The organism is Streptomyces sp. NBC_00247 (assembly GCF_036188265.1).
Classification (GTDB): Bacteria; Actinomycetota; Actinomycetes; order Streptomycetales; family Streptomycetaceae; genus Streptomyces.
Genome location: NZ_CP108093.1, coordinates 4,009,786 through 4,029,412 on the forward strand (window position 1 = coordinate 4,009,786; position 19,627 = coordinate 4,029,412).

Annotated in this window: 20 protein-coding genes and 2 pseudogenes; 7 read left to right on the forward strand and 15 right to left on the reverse strand. The window is 70.2% G+C overall.

The window, feature by feature from the left end; genetic code table 11:
• Positions 1-157 precede the first annotated feature (157 nt).
• The 7 genes from OHT52_RS17230 to OHT52_RS17260 all read right to left on the reverse strand — a co-directional run bounded on the left by OHT52_RS17230 (position 158) and on the right by OHT52_RS17260 (position 6,355).
• Entirely contained in the window at positions 158-1,000 is an 843-nt protein-coding gene (locus tag OHT52_RS17230; RefSeq protein WP_328721105.1) for a class I SAM-dependent methyltransferase, read from the reverse strand.
• 543 nt (positions 1,001-1,543) lie between these two features.
• Positions 1,544-2,716: a GH12 family glycosyl hydrolase domain-containing protein gene (locus OHT52_RS17235; RefSeq protein ID WP_443046799.1), complete on the reverse strand. Its 1,173-nt coding sequence runs from the start codon at positions 2,714-2,716 to the stop codon at positions 1,544-1,546.
• A gap of 297 nt (positions 2,717-3,013) precedes the next feature.
• On the reverse strand, positions 3,014-3,382 hold the full coding sequence (locus OHT52_RS17240; protein WP_328721106.1) for a YbjQ family protein: 369 nt from the start codon (positions 3,380-3,382) through the stop codon (positions 3,014-3,016).
• 70 nt (positions 3,383-3,452) lie between these two features.
• Positions 3,453-3,578, reverse strand: a complete 126-nt coding sequence (locus OHT52_RS17245; RefSeq protein ID WP_328721107.1) for a hypothetical protein — start codon at positions 3,576-3,578, stop codon at positions 3,453-3,455.
• Between the two features lie 192 nt (positions 3,579-3,770).
• Positions 3,771-4,100, reverse strand: a complete 330-nt coding sequence (locus OHT52_RS17250; protein WP_328721108.1) for a hypothetical protein — start codon at positions 4,098-4,100, stop codon at positions 3,771-3,773.
• Positions 4,101-4,268: 168 nt separating this feature from the next.
• Positions 4,269-5,297, reverse strand: a complete 1,029-nt coding sequence (locus OHT52_RS17255; RefSeq protein ID WP_328721109.1) for a C40 family peptidase — start codon at positions 5,295-5,297, stop codon at positions 4,269-4,271.
• 599 nt (positions 5,298-5,896) lie between these two features.
• Positions 5,897-6,355, reverse strand: a complete 459-nt coding sequence (locus tag OHT52_RS17260; RefSeq protein WP_328721110.1) for a MerR family transcriptional regulator — start codon at positions 6,353-6,355, stop codon at positions 5,897-5,899.
• 158 nt (positions 6,356-6,513) lie between these two features.
• On the opposite strand from OHT52_RS17260, the gene OHT52_RS17265 reads away from it, so the two are divergent.
• Both OHT52_RS17265 and OHT52_RS17270 read left to right on the forward strand, forming a co-directional pair.
• Positions 6,514-7,497 carry an aldo/keto reductase gene (locus OHT52_RS17265; RefSeq protein WP_328721111.1) on the forward strand — a complete coding sequence of 328 codons (984 nt, stop codon included), beginning with the start codon at positions 6,514-6,516 and terminating at the stop codon, positions 7,495-7,497.
• Positions 7,498-7,624: 127 nt separating this feature from the next.
• Positions 7,625-8,614, forward strand: a complete 990-nt coding sequence (locus OHT52_RS17270) for a tetratricopeptide repeat protein (RefSeq protein WP_328721112.1) — start codon at positions 7,625-7,627, stop codon at positions 8,612-8,614.
• A gap of 21 nt (positions 8,615-8,635) precedes the next feature.
• Here OHT52_RS17270 and OHT52_RS17275 read toward each other — a convergent pair whose 3' ends face one another.
• Positions 8,636-9,262 (reverse strand): TetR family transcriptional regulator, encoded by a 627-nt coding sequence (locus tag OHT52_RS17275; RefSeq protein ID WP_328721113.1) that lies wholly within the window; start codon positions 9,260-9,262, stop codon positions 8,636-8,638.
• 75 nt (positions 9,263-9,337) lie between these two features.
• Here OHT52_RS17275 and OHT52_RS17280 point away from each other — a divergent pair, with 75 nt between their 5' ends.
• Entirely contained in the window at positions 9,338-10,030 is a 693-nt protein-coding gene (locus OHT52_RS17280) for an NAD(P)-dependent oxidoreductase (RefSeq protein WP_328721114.1), read from the forward strand.
• A 97-nt stretch (positions 10,031-10,127) separates the two neighbouring features.
• Here the strand turns inward: OHT52_RS17280 and OHT52_RS17285 are convergent.
• From OHT52_RS17285 to OHT52_RS17295, 3 genes and pseudogenes are all read right to left on the reverse strand, one after another.
• Positions 10,128-10,472: pseudogene (locus tag OHT52_RS17285) on the reverse strand (SAM-dependent methyltransferase); the annotation flags it as partial.
• Between the two features lie 361 nt (positions 10,473-10,833).
• The gene (locus OHT52_RS17290; protein ID WP_328721115.1) at positions 10,834-12,072 is read right to left on the reverse strand and encodes an IS4 family transposase; all 1,239 of its coding nucleotides are present in this window, start codon (positions 12,070-12,072) and stop codon (positions 10,834-10,836) included.
• A 40-nt stretch (positions 12,073-12,112) separates the two neighbouring features.
• Positions 12,113-12,322, reverse strand: a pseudogene (locus OHT52_RS17295) (SAM-dependent methyltransferase); the annotation flags it as partial.
• Between the two features lie 87 nt (positions 12,323-12,409).
• On the opposite strand from OHT52_RS17295, the gene OHT52_RS17300 reads away from it, so the two are divergent.
• The gene (locus OHT52_RS17300; RefSeq protein WP_328721116.1) at positions 12,410-13,147 is read left to right on the forward strand and encodes a hypothetical protein; all 738 of its coding nucleotides are present in this window, start codon (positions 12,410-12,412) and stop codon (positions 13,145-13,147) included.
• 70 nt (positions 13,148-13,217) lie between these two features.
• On the opposite strand, the gene OHT52_RS17305 is transcribed toward OHT52_RS17300, so the two are convergent.
• On the reverse strand, positions 13,218-13,898 hold the full coding sequence (locus OHT52_RS17305) for a class I SAM-dependent methyltransferase (RefSeq protein ID WP_328721117.1): 681 nt from the start codon (positions 13,896-13,898) through the stop codon (positions 13,218-13,220).
• 61 nt (positions 13,899-13,959) lie between these two features.
• A complete protein-coding gene (locus OHT52_RS17310; RefSeq protein ID WP_328721118.1) occupies positions 13,960-14,286 on the reverse strand; it encodes an immunity 53 family protein in 327 nt (108 codons plus the stop codon).
• Positions 14,287-14,554: 268 nt separating this feature from the next.
• On the opposite strand from OHT52_RS17310, the gene OHT52_RS17315 reads away from it, so the two are divergent.
• The 3 genes from OHT52_RS17315 (at position 14,555) to OHT52_RS17325 (ending at position 17,742) form a co-directional block, all read left to right on the forward strand.
• A complete protein-coding gene (locus OHT52_RS17315; protein WP_328721119.1) occupies positions 14,555-14,809 on the forward strand; it encodes a hypothetical protein in 255 nt (84 codons plus the stop codon).
• 1,229 nt (positions 14,810-16,038) lie between these two features.
• Entirely contained in the window at positions 16,039-16,707 is a 669-nt protein-coding gene (locus OHT52_RS17320) for a hypothetical protein (protein ID WP_328721120.1), read from the forward strand.
• A 393-nt stretch (positions 16,708-17,100) separates the two neighbouring features.
• Positions 17,101-17,742, forward strand: a complete 642-nt coding sequence (locus OHT52_RS17325; RefSeq protein WP_328721121.1) for a TetR/AcrR family transcriptional regulator — start codon at positions 17,101-17,103, stop codon at positions 17,740-17,742.
• 108 nt (positions 17,743-17,850) lie between these two features.
• On the opposite strand, the gene OHT52_RS17330 is transcribed toward OHT52_RS17325, so the two are convergent.
• Both OHT52_RS17330 and OHT52_RS17335 read right to left on the reverse strand, forming a co-directional pair.
• Positions 17,851-18,657, reverse strand: a complete 807-nt coding sequence (locus OHT52_RS17330) for a hypothetical protein (protein ID WP_328721122.1) — start codon at positions 18,655-18,657, stop codon at positions 17,851-17,853.
• 153 nt (positions 18,658-18,810) lie between these two features.
• On the reverse strand, positions 18,811-19,539 hold the full coding sequence (locus tag OHT52_RS17335; protein WP_328721123.1) for a GDSL-type esterase/lipase family protein: 729 nt from the start codon (positions 19,537-19,539) through the stop codon (positions 18,811-18,813).
• Positions 19,540-19,627: the final 88 nt, after the last annotated feature.

Consider the following 19,627-nt stretch of genomic DNA (forward strand, 5'->3'; position numbering starts at 1 on the left):
GGCGGTGCCACGAGCCGCGCGGTGGTGGGTGGAGCCGGTGGGGGGAGTCGCGTGCGGTGTGCGCACCGGCTGCCCGCGTGGGTCTGTCCGTTCAGCCGTGCGGCGATCCGTGCGGCGGTCTTCTCGGCCGATCGCTGGGGCCTGTTCGGAATCGGGTTCAGACGGTACGGGCCAGGACGAGGTCGTTGATGCCGAGCATGTCGATCGTGCCACCTCGGGAGTCCAGCAACTCGGCTGTTTCCACCAACAGTTGGGCAAGGTCGTGCTGGGGGAGGACGCGGTAGGCGGAGACCGAGGCGAGGAAGGCGAGGTAGCGGGCGGTGTCGTACCGCAGGTTCCGGCGGTAGCGCACCGTACGCAGGTCGGTGAATCGCCCGTCGCGCCGGATCTCGTCCACCGGCCAGCCCGGTCCCACCTGCCCGTCCACGGTGCCCGCCTCTTCCCCGTAGCGGGAGGCGAGCGCGTCGTGCGGGGGCTCCTCCACGCCGTGGCGGCGGTCGATGTCCCGCAGTGCGGCGAACAGTTCGGGATCGATCGCCGCGACCGGATTCCAGAACAGGGCCAGCGTCCCGCCCGGTCCGAGCGCGGAATGGGCGAGGTCCCAGCGGCGCGCAGGGTCCACCCAGTGCCAGGAGGTGGCGGCGTACAGCAGGCCGAAGCGGTGTCTGGAGGGGCTCCACGCCTCGAAGTCGCCCACCTCCACCTGTACATGGGGGTACGCGTCCGTGGTGCGGCGCAGCACCTCGGCCATCCGGGCGTCCGGCTCGACACAGACGACCGGCACCCCGCGCGCCGCGAAGAGCCCGGTGGCCTTGCCGGTACCGGCGCCGACCTCCAGGGCCGTGCGGTCGCCGAGGGCCGCGTACTCCAGCACTTGCGCTACCAACTCCTCGGCGTACCCCGGGCGTCCGTCCTCGTACGCTTCGGCCGCCTCGCCGAAGACCGTGCGGCGCGGGGTCGCGCGGCCGGTGTCCTTGAGACGGTCGGGAGCGGCGGCCATGGGGGTCCTTCCGTTCCGGGTCGCGGGGCCCGGGATGGGGGTGGGGCGTGGGAGTCTTCAACCTATCGCCGGGTGGTGCGTCGCGGTCAGGGAATCGCGCCTTTGCACAGGTCCGGCGCGCGGCGCGGCGATGATCACGTGGTGGGCCTCGACCGGTGTCGGGATCGTGCTGCTCTCGCTCGGGGTGGATGTCGTGTCTCCGCACCCGGGGCTCGTGGAGCTGGGGCGTGTGTGCTCGGACGTGGCCGCGCGGCCGGCTCCCGCTCCGGAGCGGGAGCCGCGGAGAGGCGGCCGCGGAGAGAGCGCCGCGCGCGACGGGGTACGAGAGGCCGGCGACGGGGCGGCGGGGCTGGAGCGGGACGTGCCGTTGGCGCGCGTCAGCCCCGCCGCGGACACGCCGTGAGCGTGTCGGCGACGGGGCCGGGGGTGAGGCTGGGGCCGGTCGTGGGACCGGGCCGGTCGTGGCCCGTACCCGTGGTGGCCCTGCCGGGCGCGGGTGTCCCCGGCGGGGGCGCCACGGGCCTCACCGTGGTGCGGGCGCGGTCAGACGACCGTGCAGGCGCTGCCGCCGAGGGTGAAGGCGGAGGGTTCCGCGTAGGTCCCGGTCCAGGTGCCCTGGAAGCCGAAGTTCTGGGTGGCTCCGGGGCTGATGACGGCGTTGGACGTGGTGTTGTGTGCGGTCACCGCGCCGCTGGTGGGGCTGACCGTCGCGTTCCAGACCTGGGACACCTGTTGGCCGGAGGGGAGGGTGAAGGCCAGGTTCCAGCCGTTGACGGCCGCGGTGCCGGTGTTCTTGACCGTGACGTTGGTGGTGAACCCGCCCGGCCACACGTTGGGCGTGTACTCGACCTGGCAGGCGGCCGTTCCGGCCGGCGGGTTCGTCGTGCCGCCGCCGGGCCCGGTCGTGCCGCCGGTGCCGTTGCCGTTGGTGTCCTGGCCGTCGGTCACGGAGGACGAGAAGGCGGAGAGCGAGAGGCCCGCCCCGCCCACCCACGGCTCGAATCCCGCCTGCACGCTGGTCAGGTACCAGTTGGAGGAGGCCATGCCCTGGCTGACCGTACGGTCGATGAAGTCCTTGACGTCGAACGACCAGCTGTTGATCGCGGACGGGGCGACGAAGGAGATCACGTCGTTCCCGCCGTTGTTCCCGGTCCAGATCTCCCAGGTCTTGCCACCGATGGTGGCGCTGCTGGTGGGCGATCCGATGGGCTGGATGGAGCCGACCCGGTTGAACCAGATCATGATCTCCGTCTTGTTGACGCCGTCGGTCTTCGGCTGGGGGTCCAGCCAGATGTCGAACGCCGCGTCGTAGGTGGCGTTGCTGACGTACCCGTACGTCAGCGACGTCGGCACGGCGGCGATGGTGTCGATCCGCTTCGGCAGGTTCGTCCCCGGCGAGCAGTTGGTGTAGTGACAGCCGAGGAAGATCGACGGGTACGACTTCGGGGCGCCGTTGGTGGCGACCGACCCGTCCGCCTGGGTGACGGTGAACCCGCTGTCGGTGACGTTGACGCACTGGGTGGCGCTGGTGCCCCAGCGGTTGTTCTGGACCGTGTAGCGGCCCTGGACGGTGGTGGAGCCGTACTGCTCGCAGATCTGGCCGGTCGCCTGCGCGGCTTGTGTCGCCGCCTGGGTGGGGGTCGCGGTGAGCAGCGCGGTGGTCGTACCCAGCATCAGCGTCAGAGCTGTCAGGAGGGTGCGTGCACGGTGTCGCATCATGTCCCTTCGGGCCGTGGGGGAAGGTGGTGGGGCAGCCGTGGGAGCGCTCCCATCAGTTGGGGACTGTAGGGGCGACCGGGAGAGGGTGACAAGACGGAGGACAGGGTTTGTTGTGCGGGTGGGAAGTGAAGCGCTTCGCCCGAACTCGAGCTTCGGACAAGAAGAGTTCGGGTTGCCGACGAGTGGCTTCGTCGGCCCGTCGGTCGTGGGCCGCCCGCGACGGACGACGGGGCACGGTGACCGCGTCCCCGAGCGACGTGGTCACCGTGCCCCGTCAGAGGCTGTCGGCAGTCGTCAGGCCTTCGGGGCTATGACCGCGGCCGTTCCGTAGGCGCAGACCTCGGTGCCGATGTCCGCGGCGGTCGTGACGTCGAAGCGCATCGCGAGCACGGCGTTCGCGCCGGCGGCGCGGGCCGCCTCGATGAGGCGCGCCATGGCCTCGTTCCGGGTCTGCACCAGGGTCTTGGTCAGGCCCTTCAGCTCGCCGCCGATCACGGACTTCAGGCCGGCACCCAGCTGGGAGCCGATGTTGCGGGAGCGCACGGTCAGCCCGAACACCTCGCCGATCACCTGCGTCACCTCGTGACCCGGTACATCGTTGGTGGTCACGACCAGGACGTCCGAGCCCTTCGCGGGGCCGCCGGTGTAGTCATCGATGGGCATGTCATTCGCCTTACGTGAGGAGATGGAGCTGCGGGTGGGTCGTGCCGAGTGAAATCGGCGAAGCGACAGGCTAGTTGTTGATCCGGATGAGAGCTTCGCGGGCCATGACCAGCTGCCCGAAGGCGTTGGGACGGGCTGAGCCGGAGCTCACCGGCAGCAGCGGGTTGATCCACCGCTCGGCCGCCGGCTCGCACATGTCGTGCCGTCGGTGAGCATGCTGGTCAGCCGCGGGCCCAGGGTGGCGAAGGCCGCGTCCACGGCGGTGGCCTCCCTGTCGCGGCAGAAGAGCAGGCGTGTCCGTACCTGGTCCCGCGCCCGGTATTCGCACGCAGGCCCGTACACGGCTTTCACCATCGGGTACGGGAGCCCGTGCGGGAATCCGCCGCGCTCAGGCGGGAATCCACTCCGGCCACCACCCCGGCACGTTGTCCACGCAGGACGGCGCCGGGTAGTCGTCCGGCATCCCCAGCCAGGTGGCCGCGAACCAGACGAAGACGAGGGTGGCGGCCACGCCCACCGCGATCGGCCACGCCCCGTGGAACCGCCGCCCCAGCAGCCCGTACGGCAGTACCCAGCACAGGGCGCCGACGATCCAGAGCGGGACGAAGAGAAGGACCAGCGTGCCCGAGTCGGCGACCGCGTTCACGCCGACGTCGCAGGTGGCCCAGGCCCTGCCGATGAGGACCTCGGCGACCGCCGCGGCGAGCAGGCCGGACACCGCGCCGATGCCACACCCTCTGCCCCACATGATCCGCCCCCGCGGGTATCCGATAGCTGTCGAGCGAGTACGAGAGCTCCGCAAAGAGCGCCGGGCCGTGGGGCGGACGGTCCTACGGCGTGATCGGACGCGCCGTGATCGGACGCGCCGTGATCGGACGCGCCGTGATCAGATGCGCACCGCGCCGTAGAAGCTGCCGATGGTGCTCATCGACTCGACCCGGACGTAGGCGCCCGGGTAGGGGGCGTGCAGCACGTTGCCGCCGCCGGCGTACAGGCCGACGTGCGAGTTGCCGTTGAAGAAGACCAGGTCGCCGGGCTTCAGCGCGCTCTGCGATATGCGGGTGCCCTGGTTGATCTGGGTGTACGTGGTGCGGGTGATCTCGGCACCGGCCTGGTGGTACGCCCACTGGGTCAGGCCCGAGCAGTCGAACGAGTTGGGGCCCGTGGTCACCGAGTGCGAGTAGGGCATCCCGATCCGCGTGCTGGCGGCCTGGAGCGCGGCGCCTCCGAGAGCGGACGCGGGGAGCTCGTTACCGAGCTCGACCCGCGCACCGGAGCCGCGGCTGGCGCGCAGGTCCGCCGCGGCGAGTGAGGCGCGTTCGGCCGCGGTCAGGGTGTTCAGCAGATGCTGGGCGGCGGCGAGCTTGGTCTGCGACGCCTTCTTGCTCTTCCCCAGTGCCTCGCGGACCTCGGAGAGTTCGCTGAGCTTGTCCTGGGCTTCCTTGCGCTCCTGGGCGAGCGTGCGCTGCTTGGACTGGATCTTGTCCAGCGACTCGGCCTGCTTGGCCGTGAGGCTGTCCAGTGCGGAAGCCTGGTCGAGGAAGTCGTCCGGGTCCGAGGAGAAGAAGAGCTGCACGGAGGGGTCGATGCCGCCACTGCGGTACTGCGCGGTGGCGATGGAACCGAGTTCGTTCCGCAGGGAGTTCAGTTCGGCCTGTTCGCGCGCGACCTTGTCCTGGATCGCGTCGACTTCCTTCTTGAGCTTGTCCTGCTGCTCCTTGGCCCCGTTGTACTTCTCGCTGGCCTTCTCGGCCTCGTCGTAGAGCTTGTCGACCTTCGCCTTGACCTCGCTCTTGGTCGGCTTGGGGTCGGCGTGGGCCGCCTGGGAGGTCAGGGCGACGGCGGCGGCGGCGGTGGCGGTGAGCACGGTCACGCGGGCGCGGCTCGGAGATTTGGGACGACGGTGGGACGCCACGGAGGCGAGCTCCTTCTCTTCGAGCCGCCCACCGGGCCGCTGGGGAGCTGAATCCCTGGCTCCCGGCACGTCACGGTCACGACGGCGCTTCGCTTTCACCCGGATGGGTGGTCGGTCGTGCGAAGGTTCGAGCCCTGACTTTAGTGACCACCCTGTGATCAGAGCAATCTCCACCGGGGGAATCGTGATGCGCGCGAGGTTTCTTTACTCACAACACACGGCGTGTAACGGCCACTTGACGTTTCGCTTCCGGCGGACCGGATGAGAAGCCCGCACAGTTCCCGGATCGGTCATTCGGTGCATGGGCGGTCTTATGTCCATTTCACGCCATCCGGTGGCACCCGGCTCCTCTTCACGTGAGCACGCCGGAGGAGAGGGCCGTCCGCCGGGGGCGCGGGCGGGGGGCGCGGTCGGGCCGCAGGAGAAGGCGACGTGGTGGCGTCCGCGGATGCGCGAATCTTCTGGCCCGTGCGACGGGATGGATCGCATCGCAGGTCGGATCCTGGACGGAACCCTGGACCCCGCCGCCGGCGCCTACCTCGTCCGGGGCCCCCTGGGCGATGCGGGCCTTTGTCTCTCCTGGTGTGCGGCGGGCTTGCCTACTGCGTGACTCGTCGGCCCCGATTCTGCGTGGCGGGGCCGTCCGTGCCGTCCGTGCCGGCCGAACCGTCCCCGTCGACCACCGACCGGTAGTACGCGATCTTCTCCCTCAGGTGCGCACGTTGGCGGAGAAGGTCGGCCAGTCGCTTCTCGACCTGCGTGTCGTGCGCCTCCAGGGCGGCCAGCCGCTGTGGCACGGTTCCGTCCCCCGCCTTGGCCAGCTCGGTGTAGCTCCGCATGTCCGCGATGGGCATTCCCGTCTCCCGCAGACATCGCAGCACCGAGAGCCACTCCAGATCGCCGGGCGAGTAACGCCGGTGACCGCTCGCCGAGCGGGCCACCGGGCCCAGCAGGCCGATGCGGTCGTAATAGCGCAGGGTGTCCAGGCTGAACCCCGACTCCGTGGCGGTCTCGGCGGGCGTGAGCAACGCGGCTGCGGTCACCTGTTCTGCGTCCATGCGGGCCATTCTGCCGCCGGAGCGGACGGATGCGGCCGTCACGGCTTGATCCGGAGCGCGCTCCGGATGTGAGCCTTCGTGGACCGGGGCGCCGACAGTCGCTCACGCGCTTTCGGGGCTCCCCGCAACGCATCCGACGCATTCGACCGAGGAGACACATGCGCCATCACCGCATCGGCGACCGGAACGTCAGCGTGCTCTGCCTGGGGGCGATGCCCTTCGGCGCACGGATCGACGAAAGGACGTCCTTCGCGCTGCTCGACCGGTTCGTCGAGCGCGGCGGCAACTTCATCGACACGGCGGACAACTACTGCTTCTGGATCGACGACTGCACGGGCGACGAGAGCGAAACCCTGCTCGGCCGCTGGTTCGCCCAGCGCGGCAACCGGGACGAGGTGGTCCTCGCGACCAAGCTCGGCGGCCGGCCGGTGGGTCCGGTCGGCGCGGACCGTGCGGACGACATCCTGGAGGGACTCTCCGCCCCCGCCGTCCAGGCCGCCCTCAAGGGCAGCCTCGAACGCCTCGGCACCGACCGCGTGGACCTGCTCTACCGGCACGTGGACGATCCGGACACCCCGCTGGAGGAGACCGTGCGCGCCTTCGGCGAGCTGATCGTCGGTGGGACGGTCGGCATGGCGGGCGTGAGCAACCTGACCGCCGAACGGCTGCGCGCCACCGAGGACACCGCTGCCGCACTCGGCCTGACCGACGCCGTCGCGCTCCAGCAGCGCCACACCTACCTGCGCCCGCTGCCCGGTACGGACTTCGGGGTCCAGCGGTACGCAGACGACGCGGTCCTCGCCGAGGTGCGCCGCAGGCCCGAGCTGACCCTGCTCGCCTACACGGCTTTGCTCGACGGGGCCTACTCCAACCCGGCCAAGCCGCTGCCCGCCCCGTACGACCACCCCGTCTCGCACCGGCAGTTGGCGGCGCTGCGCGAGGTGGCGGCGGAGACCGGAGCCACCCCCAACCAGGTGGTGTACGCCTGGCTGTTGGGCGGGGACCCGGCCGTGCTGCCGGTGATCGGCGTCTCCACCCTCGCCCAGCTGGACGAGGCCCTGGACGCGGTGGACATCGAACTCACCGCTGATCAGCGGGCGGTGATGGACGCGGCGCGCGCGGAGCCACTGCCGGGGGAGTGAGGCGTACGCGCTGCTCGTCGGGTCGTCCGGGTGGGCCCGCGGCGGGGGAGGCGCCACCGCCGCCCTCGCGCCCGGCGTGCCCACGGGGGGCGGCCCGGCGCACGGCCGCCGGGGTTACCCTCGTGCGATGTCGAATCGATCGGTGACAGCCGGAGTCGGTCTCGCGCAGGTGCTGGCCCACTGCGGGGGCAGCACGGACGCAGCCGTGCACTACCTGGCGGGCGCTATCGCCTCCGCTCCCGGAGCCCCCGAACCCTACGCGGCTCTTGAGGAGTTGTGGAGGGAAAAGCCCTCGGAGCTGGCCGAGGTCGTCCAGGACGCCGACACCGTGCGGCGGGTGCTGGCACAGTCGTACATCCGCTTCCTCGAAGGCGACGCGGACGGCGCGGCGCAGGCGCTCGGTTCGGTCACGGGCGTGCAGCCCGACATCGCATGGGGCGAGGCCCCCTGGTTCGGCGACGCGAGGTTCCTCGACGCGGTGAGTCCCGACGCGCTGGCCGAGGCCGCGATGCGGACGATGGACTACGACCGTGTCCGGGACACCGAGAACACGCGGGAACGCTTCCGGCCCTGGTTCCGGGCCTTCGACGTGGTCACGGCCGCTGCCCGGCGTCCGTCGCCGGACGCGTTGGCCAAGATGGCGATCCTGCTGCGGACCTGCGGTCTGACCGATGCGTCCTTCGCCCTCTGCGACCGGGCGGACTCCGTGGAACGGGTCATGTTGACGGAGGTCGTACGGGCGGGCACCTGGCGCAAGCTCGGAAATCCGGAACAGAACGAGGCGGCCCTGGAGCGCGCACTGGCCCTGGACCCGGCCAACTGGTCGCTCCATCTCGACCTGGCCGACCTGCGCGTCGAGCAGGGCGACTTCGAAACCGCCGTCCGGCTGATCGATCAGGGCCTGGAGCACGAGCCGTCCGAACCGACGCTCCGTACCGCCGGGGCCGCCTACCGGGCACGCCTGACCGGGTCGCCCGCCGAGCTGACCAGGCTCATCGAGCTGGCGCCGGACCTGGCGAACAGGTCGTACCGGGACCTGCTGATCGATCACGCCTGCGCCGGTCCCGGGCTGCCGGCCGAGCTCGTGGCGGCGGCCCGTCGCATCCGGAACGACTGAGGGCTGTGCCGCTCCGGGACTTCACGGCCGTGACCGGGGCGTCGGTCCCCGTCTCCCGGGTGCCAGCGCCGCCCGCAGCGCGGGGACGAGGACCGTGCGGGCCTCGGCCGGGGTGAGGGCGGCCGGGGTGGGGAGGGGGTTGAGGTAACGGGTGTAGATGAGGCCGCCGAGGACCGTCACCGCGGCCGTGGCACGGGCGGTGGCGTCACGGCCGCCGAGAAATTCAGCGAGCCGGGCCAGCAGCTCGATCTCCAGGTACTCGCCGATCGCGGCGGCGGCCAGGCCGCCCTGGGCGGAGAGCGTACGGAAGTCGGCGTCCTCCCACAGGCCCGTCACCGCGTCGATCAGCCGGTCGGGGAGGGCGGCCGGGTCGCCGCCGAGGACCTCGCCCACGGTGAGCCCGGTCACGCACTGGCACCGCATCACCTCGGCGAACAGGCCGCGTTTCGAGCCGAAGTGGTACGCGATGAGGGCCATGTCCACATGTGCGGAGGCGGCCACCGCGCGCAGGGTGGTGCGGCGGTAGCCGAGTTCGAGGAAGAGGGCGCGGGCCGCCGTCACGATCGTCTCGCGAGTGGGCGGATTGCCGCGCGGACGGCCCCGGGGCCGAGCCGGTGGGCGGGCGATGACGAGGGAGGCGTTATTCATCAACGTTGAGCCTGTGGTGGGCAGTCGGCAGAGTCAAGGGTGTTCCGGCAGCCACACGAAAGGACCACCGACACCATGCGCATCACCGTCTTCGGCGCCAACGGGCCGACTGGCCGCCTCCTCACCGACCAGGCCCTGGCATCCGGCCACCAGGTCGTCGCCGTGACCCGCCGTCCCGGCTCCCTCGTTCCCCGGGCGGGCCTCACCGTGGCGGTCGCGGACGCCACCGACCCGGCGGCCGTCGCGACGGCGATCGAGGGGACGGACGCCGTGCTCTCCACGCTGGGAACCCGCTTCAGCAAGAACCCCGTCACGACCTACTCGGCGAGCGGGACAGTCATCACCGACGCCATGACCCGCCAGGGCGTCACACGGCTGCTCGTCGTCAGCTCCAACATCCTCGATCCCCAATGGCGGCCCAGCGGCGCGTACTTCTTCAACCATGTGCTCGATCCGCTGGTGAACCGGCGCCTCGGCCGCACGCTCCACGAGGACATGCGGCGGATGGAGGGGGTGATCCGGGGTACGGACCTGGACTGGACGTTCGTACGCCCCTCGGGCCTCTTCGACCACCCCGTCGTCACCGCGTACCGGACCGCCGAGACCAGCGCGGACGGTGTCTTCACCGCCCGCGCGGACCTCGCGGCGAGCATGCTGCGGGAGGTGGCGGAGCGGCGGTACGTCCGAACGGCCATGGGCGTCATCACCACGGCGGTCAAGCCGAGCATCGTGAAGCTCATCTGGAACGAGGGCGTGAAGAAGAAGTAGGGCAGGCCGCACCCGGCCCGGTGCGAGGCCCCACGCAGCCGTGCGAGGGCACGGCCACGGCCCCGAGCTCGCGTTGCACGGGACCATGTTGCCGTCATCAGCTGATCGGCTTCTCCCAGACCGATACGTGCTGAGTGCTGTCCTCGGTGAACGGCTCGCGCCTCCATCCGTCCCAGCGGTCGCGCAGACGCAGGCCGGCGATCTGGGCCATGAGGTCCAGCTCGGCGGGCCAGACGTAGCGGAAGGGGACCGAGCGGGCCTCGCCGGGGCCGTCCTCTCCGATCGAGATGTAGTGGCAGGTCGCGTCGTGGGTGGCGGTGTCGTAGACGGTGTAGGCCCACCCGGTCGGACTCCTGTGGAAGGGGACGATGTTCTGCCCGGCAGGGATCTTGCGCAGTTCCGGAACCATGACCTCGACGACGAAGCAGCCCCCGGGCGTTAGGCCGTGTCTGACAATTCCCGCCGGGCGGGCGGTGTCCGGCACGGCACCTCGCGGCGTTGTCGGACCGCCCGAGTACATCCAGTACACGGGCGATCCTCCGCCTTGCGATGCACCGCACCGGACACCGCCCGCCGAACCGACGCGAATTATCAGACACGGCCTAGGTGCAATACCGGTGATTTAGGTTGGTTTCCGGCTGGTTGGGGTGGCTCTGGTTGGCCTGACCAGCCGGACCGTCGGGATGTCTGGCAGTGGTGGGCTGTGGTGCTCGGTTCGTTTGAGGGCCCAGTTGGACATCTTGCGTTTGATCACGCGGGGGTTGGAGCGTAACCGCCGTGCGGGCAGCGGTCGTTCGGTGATCTCACGCAGGCTCTGGGTGAGGGACCGGGTCAGTCGTGAGGGGGGAAAGCGCCGCCTGCCCGGTGACGTGGCGGCGGACGACGCGCAGGGTGCGGGTGAAGGAGATCCGGTCGGGATCATGGCCGGTTTTGAGGGCGGCCTGGTGCATCAGGTCCCGCAGCGCGTGGTGGACCAGCAGGAACGCGAAGATCTCCTGTTCGACGCCGCGTGGGTAGCGGGAACGCAGCACCAGCCCTGGGACGCCTTGGTGGTTCTTGATCTCGTCCAGGGTGTTCTCGATCTCCCACCGCTGGGCATAGACGGCGGCGAGTTCCTCGGCCGGTGCCTGGTCGGGGTCGAGGAGAGTGGTGATCAACCGGTAGACGGTGCCGCCGTCGCGTGGGCCGAGGACGTACTCGATCACCCGCACCCGCTCGGGATCCGCGCGCCGGTAGTTGTCCCGCGCGGCGACAATCTCCGACACGTAGGAGCCGTCGGCGAGGGTTTCCAGGACCGGCAGCACCACGACGCTGCGGACCCGCCACAGCAGGTCCGCACCGCCCGCCTTCGCAGCCCGCCACAAATCAAGGCCGCAAAAGCCCCGGTCGGCGAGCAGGAGCATCCCCTCCGTCAACGAGGGGAACAACCGCCGGGCCAGCCCTGTCTCGTGGACCGTGAGCGGTCCGACCTCGGCCGCGAACACGGCATGGGTCCCGCACTCGGCCAGCGCCGCCACCCTCGCCCGCGGATACGCACTGCGCCCCTGCCCGCGACTGGTACCGGGACGCCCGAAGAACTGGGCGTTCGCCGCAGTGTCCGGAACATCGAAAACGGTGCCGTCCACCGCGACCAGCCGCCACTGCCGGTACCAGGCACCCTGCGTCCGCGCGACCGCCACCGGCCGGCACACCCGGGCGAACAGGACCCGCAACGGCTCCGGCCCCAGCCGCAACCGGGCCCGACCGATCGCCGCCGTCGTGGGCACCCGCCAGACCGCCGCCCACCGGCCCTCCCGCTCCAGCCCCTGAACCAGAAGCCGAGCCACCTCTTCATAGCCCTGCCCGAAGAACAGACACATCGCCAGAACGAAATAGACCACCACCCGCGCCGGCAGCAGACGCGTCCGCTGCTCCACCCTGCCGCACTCGGCGACCACCTCATCGACCAGCTCCGGCGGAAACGCCCGCGTCAGCACCCCCAACGCGATCCGGTCCGAAAACCGATCAACACCTGACGACTTCACCTGACCCGGCCTTGGCACAACCCACCCAACGACCAGAAACCACCAAAGTCACCGGTATTGGGCCTAGGTGCGCGGCGACGTTGCGGAAGCACGCGACCTGGGCTTCCTGGCTGGTCAGATTCATGATCGTGTTGTAGATCAGGAAGGCGAGGGAGAAGGGCCCGACCGCCTTCGTGTCCACCGCCGTGGTGGCGAAGTCGCCGATCGAGACACCGATTCTGTCGCCCCCGGGTTTGGCCCGCATGCGGGCCACCATCGCTCGGGACAGTTGAGCCGGTGCCGTGCAGGTCACGCGATCGGCCGTTGCGGTCCGCGACCGTGCTGCGGCTTTCAGCGGTAAGGAATGAGCAGGGAAATGGCATGGACGATCGAGCGGACCGACGCGCGCACCTGGCCGGACGAGCAGGTGAAGGAACTCTTCAGCGAGGGCTTTCCGGCTTTCATCGTGGGTGACCGGCTGGTGAAGGAGTACATAGGGAGGGTCCGCGAGTGGTTCGCTGGGCTGGACCTCACGCTGGTGGATGCGCATCAGGTGCCGGTCGCGTCGGGCTGGGGGGTTCCCATCCGTTGGGACGGCCTGACCGGGACTTTGCCCACCGGGTACACCCAGGCCCTCGTCCGAGCGGTCGAGGGCCGTGAGCAGGGGGTCGAAGCCGACACCCTGGTCATCTGCGGAGCCGTCGTCACCCCATCCCTCAAGGGGCGTGGGCTTGCTGGGGAGATGCTCAGGGCTCTGCGGCGGACCGGCGAGGGCGCCGGCCTGTCCAAGGTCGTCGCGCCGGTGCGCCCGACCACCAAGGCCGCGTATCCGTTGACGCCCATCGAGACCTTCATGCGGTGGAGCCGTGAGGACGGGATGGCCCTCGACCCATGGATACGGACCCATCAACGACTCGGTGCCGAGTTGCTCTCGGCGGCTCCCGCCTCGCAGACGATGACCGGAACGGTCGCCGAGTGGGAGCGCTGGACGGGGATGGTCTTCCCCGAGTCGGGCGATTACGTGATTCCGGGAGGGCTGAGTCTGCTCCGGGTCGACAGGTCCGCCGACTGCGGCGTGTATCGGGAGCCCAACATCTGGATGCGCCACAGCTGAAGGGGAGCGGAGCGGCGGGGCGCTGGCAGCTGAGACTCGGGACGGGCAACTGGCCTACCGGGACGTGTGGTTACGCCCCTCCGCCTGCTCCGGACGGCCGTTCGGGCTTGTGGGCGAGGAAGGTGGCGAAAGCCCTCTCGGCTCCTTCGCGCGGTTCCTCCACCAGACGTGCGGTGAGGACGAACCCGGCCTGTTTCAGGAGTCCGGCGATCCGGTCGGGCGGCAGGAGGTAGGACGTGTAGGACACCGGATGACCGCCGTACGCGTGGCTGGGACGCAGGTGCCGGCCGTTCCCTACGTGGCCGGCCAGCATCAGCGAGCCGCCGGGCGCGAGGGTTCGGCGGAACTCGCCGAAGACGAGCGGCAGCAGTGCCGGTGGGGTGTGGTGGGTGGAGTAGTACGCGAGGATGCCGCCGAGCACGTCGTGCCTGACCGGGAGCGAGGTCATCGAGCCGACGCCGAAACGCAGCTCGGGGTGGGCGCTACGGGCCAGCCGAACCATGGCGGGTGACAGGTCCAGGCCGAAGACCGGCACGTGGTGCTCGGCGAGGTAGGCCGTGACTTTGCCGGGACCGCATCCCAGGTCGGCGACAGGGCCGAGGCCGGCCGTGCGTACGACCTCGGCGAAGACGTTCAGCATCCCTCGGGACAGCGGGTCCAACTCCGATGGGCAGGGCACCTTTTCGACGTAGGCGGCGGCGACGGTGTCGTACGACTCGCGGACGGCGGAGAGGTGAGAGAGACCAGGCATACGGACGGCTCCAGTGAGGGCATGGGTGGCTACGTGCTCGGCGCTGAAGTCCCCTTAGGCATCAGGCGGGTACGGGCTCGTCGGGGGTGTTCTCCACCGCCCACCTGCGGAAGAGGGTGAGTGCCTCGGTGAGGTTGCCAGGTCCGCACGAGATGTCGAAGCCCAGGTCAGAGACCTGGGCCATGATCCAGTCGTGCTTGCTGCGCTTGAGGTCCTGGCGAGGGAAGTCGACCCCTTCCAGGTCGGACTCCTCCAGGTCGATGCGAACGGACCAGCCGGGATTGTCGAGCGAGTCGATCTTCACGCCCCACTCGTGCTCCCCGTCCTCGTCGCACTGGGCGGAGTACCAGCCCTGCAGCCAGTCGAAGACGTGCTCGGATTCGCTCATGGCGCCCGATGGTAGTGACGCAGGGGCCCCGGTGGGTGGGAGGAGGCCCGACGACTGGCCGCGCCCGGTGCACCACCGTACGTTCAGCGCCCGCCCCGGCGGGTCGCGCTCCGCGCGCGTCCGGCGAACCGGAAGAGCGACCGTTCGTGTGTGACGGGCCGGTGATACTGGACCCATGCCAGGGCAAGCGAAGAGGAAGCGGCGGCGTGAGGCCGAGGGGCGGCGGGCCGCCGCTCGCACCGCACCGGAGCTGGGGCGGTGGGAGATCGTGCTGCAGACCACCGAACAGGCGGAGTTGAGGGATTTCCTCCGTGGCCTGCGTGAGGCAGGGGTCGACGGGGCGATGTTCCAGATCTCCATGCTGTGCGGGCGCCTGAAGCACCCGACCACGCATCAGGTGAGCCAGTTCGTGCCGTACCCGGCCGGTGAGCCCGCCGGTGGACAGTGCGCCGATGAACAGCCCGCCGATGAACAGCCCGCCGATGAACAGTGCGCCGGTGGACAGCCCAGCCGCTGCCCCTGAGGCAACTGCGGTACGCGACAACCGGTGTGGCGAGGGTGGCGTGAGGTGGCGTACGGGGTGGCGCGAAGTCCGCCGTCACGCCCAGGGGTTGTTGTTGCCGAAATCGTGACAAGGGTGCCCACGGCGTGATGTACGGTGATCGCGTCATCACGTTCCGTGCACTCTCCCGTGCGTGGAGCGGCCCCCGGAGGTGCTGTCACACCGCACCGAGGGCCTTCACCACTCATGGACGAGAAAGGTCCACAGGGATGCTTTGGCATGCTATCTCTCCGGTGTCCGGCGCCGGACGGCGTTCGGGCGGGCTGGTCGGCTCGCGGCGGATGAACAGTGACGCGAAGATCATCGTGTTGTACATGGAGAGCCTTCCGTCGGTGCAACGGCCGAGGATGCTCGGGCCGCTGTGGGACTTCGCCAGGGACGCGGGGATCGAGCACGGGCCGTACAAGAAGGCCAAGAAGTGCCTGAAGCGCGAGGGGTATCTGCACGAATGGCGCTACCGGCGTTCCGGCGGCCTGTGGGCCACGGCGCAGATCCTGTCGAACGCGCCGAGTTCCCGTCAGCAGGCGGAGGCGTACTGGCAGAGCTGCCGGGAGTATCCGGGCCCCGGGGGAGAGGAGTTGGCCGAGGAACACGGGCGCTGTGCGGAGGATGCGTCTGTGCAGGTCGCGCCGAGTGACCACAGTCGGGCGGTCGGTGAACCAAGGTCCCCGTCGGTCGGCGATTACCCACCTCACGTAGAACTGTCGGCGCACTCATCCTCCCTACCTACCCGCTCGAATCGCGAATCGAAAAATGAACGAGCGCGGCACGCACGTGAGTTCGTGAAGGTGTCGCAATTCGCGGCTGAGGACGGCGAGGGATTCTGGGCGGAGCCGCCTGAATGGCTGGACGAAGGGGAGCCGGAGGAGTCGCGGAAGTCGCGGGAGTCTGACGGGCGGGTGCTGGAGTGGGCGCCGGAGACGGTTCCGGAGTGCGTGCCGGAGCCGGTGGGGGCCTCGGCCGGGGCGGGTGCGGAGGCGCCCGCGTATGCACCCGTACCGGCGGCCGTACCCGAACGCGTTCCCGTGGCTGTTCCCGTTCCGGCGGCTCTTCCGGCGGCTCTTCCGGCGGCCGTTCCCGTGCCCGTACCAGCGGTCGTACCTGAGCCCGTACCCGTACCGGTGCCCGCTCCGCGTGCGGGGCGGAAGCGACCCGCTCCTGCGGCTGTCGCCGTGCCGGAGGACGAGCCGGTGGGGGAGCGGAGTTTCGAGGCGGTGGAGGCGGAGCGGGTGCTGTTGTCGCTGCGGCGCGGCACGAAGCAGCTGGCGCTGGGACTGAGGGAGGCGCGGGTGCTGGTGGACTTGGCCGCCGAGTGGTTGCGGCGGGGTGTGTCGACGGCGGACCTGCGGCAGACGCTGATCTCGTGGCTCCCGGAGGAGGGGGTGTACTCGCCGGTGGGCTTCCTGCGGTACCGGCTGGAGCACAAGATGCCGGCGGAACGCGGCCACTTCGACGTCTTGGCGGCTGCCGCCTCGGGGGTGCGGCCGGGTGGTTCGCCGGGTGCGGGGTCCGTGGCGGCATCACGTCCCCAGGGTGTGGACGGGAAGCCCCTCGCCGAGCGTTCTGACGCGTTGCCTTACGAGCCTCCGGTGCCGCTGGTGATCTGCGAAGGGCCGGGCGACGAGCATGTGTTCCGGGCGGTGGGTGGTCAGACCAAGTGCGGTGCGTGCCAGTCGGCGGAAGCGTGGGCGGCGTGGGCGGCCAGCCGGGAGGCGGCGGCCCGGGCCCGGGGGGAGGAGGGCCTGGCCGGGAACGGCAAGGGCGGTTGGCGCGACGTCCACATCGGTGCGGCCCTCGCGCCGGGCGCGGACACCGACTCGACCGAGGAGGCCGCCGCCTACACCGCGCTCGGTCTGTGACGGGCTCGTGCTGTGACGCGGTCGGGTCGGCGTGGCTGTGGGCCGTTGCCCGTTCCGTCACGCGGAGTTGCACTCGGCAGGCAGCGGCGGAAGGCGCGCGGCGCCGGGCGACGCGCCCGACCGCGCCGTGTGCGCCAGCGGGAAGGTGTCACTCGTCCGAGTGGGTTGGGCGGAATTTCCGTGCAGGTCTTCGAATTACCCCTCGGACGAGGGTGGGTGGGAGGTGGTCTTTCGTACGGTATTTCGCACGTCAACGCTTCCGCGTTCGATAGCTGCATGGGTGGCAGAGTGTGGCGTTTCGCGCATCGAGAGTGATGTGCGAGCAGAATGACTCGGGCGGTTCGATGCAGAGGCGACCTGACCCTCTCCCGCGTTTCTGCCTAAGGAGGACCGGTGACGGACAGCTGGGGGACTCTGGGGACCGAGTCCGTGGACAGGATTCGCACACGGGAGCGCGTCCAACTACTCGACGCGGCACGCGCGATGTTCGGCACGTACGGCTACAAGCAGACCACCGACGAAGAGGTCTGCCAGAAAGCCGGCGTGCCGGTGTCGATGCTCTACGAGGAATACGGCTCGCTGGAAGGCCTGTTGATCGCCCTGCACGACTGGGTGACGACCAAGGGCCTGCGCGCCGCCGAGAACGCCATGATGGCCGAGGGCATGGACGAGTGCTCGATGGCCGAGCGCACGAGGGTCCTCTTCGACGCCTACGTGAAGGCGGTGACGGAGGACCCCCGCGAAGCCCGGGTGACCTTCGTCGAAGTGCTGGGCGTGAGCCACGCGGTGGACGCGCACTGCAAGCGGTGGCGTGACGTGTGGGCGCACTGGCTGACCGGCGAGACCCAGCGCGCGGTCATGCGGGGCGAGGCGGAAGAGGGCGACCACAAGGCGGACGTCCTCGTCATGGTCGGTACGGTCCACGAACTGATGGCCCACCACACCCGGCGATCCCGGCGGGCCCGGCCCGAAGAGGTCTCGCGTGAGCTGTGGGAGCTGGCGCTGTCGATGCTGGGGACGCAGCGTTCAGGCTGAAAGGCCTGTTCTTCCAGGCCGGTTGATGACTTCGGCCGGGACGTGGGAGGCGCCCCACGTCCCGGCCGAAGTCGTTCCGGGCCCACCCGGAAGGCCCGGGCCGGGTTCTCAGCGCACGTCGACGTAGTCACCGGTGGCCGTGGCGGTGCCCGTGGTGGGCGTACCGCCGAAGGTCCACCGCCAGTAGCCGTCCACCGAGGCGGTCACGGTCGTCTTCAGTGCGCCGGTCGAGCTCGCCTTGACCGTCTTCACCGTGGAGTACGTCGAGCTGGTCGCCTTGCGGAACTGGAGCGAGGCGGTCTGGCTGCCGTACCCGACGTACTTGTGGGTCGCCCAGTCGGCGCGGGTGAGCGTGCCGGTGACCGTGAGGGTCTTGCCCTTGACGACCGGTTCCGGGCCCGCGTTCACGGTGAGACTCGCCCAGCGGCGTACGGCGGCGGTGCCCGTCCCGGTCTTGTACTCCTCCGCGAGGAGGCTTCCGTTGGTGCGGAAGAGCTGAGCGAAGGTGCCGATCTTCCATGTGCCCGCGTCCGCACTGGAGTTGAGCTGCTTGGGCTTGATCCAGAAGTTGCCCTTGCAGTCGGCGATCCGGGTGCTCACCCTGTTGCACTGGTACGCGCCCATGATGAGGACGTCACCGGCCGCGACGGCCTTGGCCGGGGTGGAGCCATGGTAGAGAATCGGTTCCGCGGTGTACTGGAAGTCGTCGACCGAGTACCCGGCGGGCACCGTGACGCGGAAGCTGACGGCCGGTTCCTTGGTGTCGGACGTACCCACCACGATCGGCTTGCCACCGTTGACGACGACGTTGGTCACCGTGATGCCGGTGGACGCCGCCTGGGCGGCCGGGGCGACGGCGAGTGCGGAGAGCGCGAGCGTGCCCGCGACCGCGACGATCGTGCCGGACCTGCGCATTGCCTTCAATGAACACCTCTTCGTCACGTACGGGACGTACGGGAATCCAGGTCCCGCCTGCCGGGACGTGTCACCGGCAGGCGGGAGGCCGCAGATTATCAGTGGCACGCACATGTTCCGGAGGTGGGGTGAAGGAAGTGTGCATGCCCGGCTTCAGAGGGCGAGCTCCGGCACCAACTCGGGCGCGTACGGGCCGCCCAGTGACCACGCCCGGTGCATCGTCTCCGCGAAGGTGGCGGCCAGCTTGTGCTCGCCGCTCGGGCCCGGGTGCGTGCCGTCGTACGTATCGGTGTGGATGTCGTAGCCGGACGGGTGTGCGGCCAGCAGGAGCGGGGACACAGGGGTGTCCAGGTCCGCGACGGCTTGGGCGAGCAGCGCGTTGAAGCGCGCGCAGGAGTCGGCGAAGGGTGCGTCGGACTCGGCCCGGACGTTCGGGATGACCGGCAGGAGCACGAGCCTGACGTGCGGGTTCGCGGCGCGGGCGGCGGCGATGAAGGCGCGGGCGTTCGCCGCCGTCTGGTCGCTGTCGGTGTAGAAGCCGAGGTCGATCAGGCCGAGCGAGACGAGCAGCACGTCCGCACCGGACCTGGCCACCGCGTCCTCGATCAGCGGCGCCATGTGCAGCCAGCCCTCGCCCCAGCCGGCCAGGTGGCGCCGGGCCGGTGCGGGGAACGACGGGTCGGCGTACGCGGTGGAGACCGGGGCGTCCGCCTCGGCGTCGTACAGGCCGGTGCGCGGGCCGACGATGGCGTAACCACCCTCGCCGAGGGTCGCTTCGAGGTGCTGCCACATCCGGTGGCGCCAGGTGAAGTCGCCCGCCCGGCCCACGGTCATCGAGTCGCCGACGAACAGGAAGCGCACGGCGTCCGCGCGAACGGTCATGCCGCACCACCGCAGGGCGTGGATTCGGCGGCGGCAGACAGGGAACGCATGGCGTCATCATCCCCGATCCCGCCTTCGGGCCGCACCG